The organism is Vibrio sp. 1288 (assembly GCF_033344475.1).
This window is the reverse complement of sequence record NZ_JAWPOX010000422.1, coordinates 1-752: the sequence shown is the minus strand read 5'-3', so window position 1 is coordinate 752 and position 752 is coordinate 1. Positions and strand designations below refer to the sequence as shown.

1 pseudogene is annotated in these 752 nt (G+C 45.3%); it reads right to left on the bottom strand.

Annotated elements, in window-relative coordinates:
• Nucleotides 1–752: pseudogene (locus R8O11_RS27165) on the bottom strand (ATPase RavA stimulator ViaA); the annotation flags it as partial.

Below are 752 nucleotides of genomic sequence, written 5' to 3'. Positions count from 1 at the left end.
GATGAACGGCCCTTTTTCGATATCCACAGCTTTGTTGTCTGGACGATGCGCTTTGACTTTACGTAAAGTGCGAGATTTACCTTGCGTGCGATAGTTCATCAAACGCTTGTCGACCAGATGCTTGTAGAACACGACTTCTAGCTCTGGGTAGGCCAAAAACATGGTCTCGTTTGGCAGCAGCTTGTTGAGATCGTCACTTTCATGGATACCGACGATATCATCAGTCGCTTCGTCGCTTTTTTCTTCAACCATTTGCAGCTCTTCCGCTGGTGCACGGTTTAAGTCAGGATCATTCACTTGCCCAGCCATACGGCCAAGCTGTTCTGCGATTTCTTGCAAGCCTTTGTGCTTTTTCAAAAACTCTGCATGGCGCTTCATCACCGTTAAATCGGTTTTGCTGAGTTTTGCCGAAGCCATATCCCACAAGCGCCCTACGCTTTCAGCGTCGCCAGATTCCGTCACTTTATCCATATTGCGCATGGTTTCCATACGTTGATACAGATCGTTAAGAACTTTCTCTTTGTTGGCTTCTAACTCACTTACTTGCGCCTGTTTAATTGCATCAACAAGGCTTTGATACCATTGGTCACAGAAATAATGCGGGAACATAGGGTTATTAACCCCTTTGTTTTTCTCCATCATGCGGCGTGCTTGCATGTAAAACGCAGAGTGCCACTCAAGCTTTTTGATCACATCCTCTATGCGCTCAAAAAAATCGTCTTCATCCCAGTGAATCACTTCTTGATATAAAG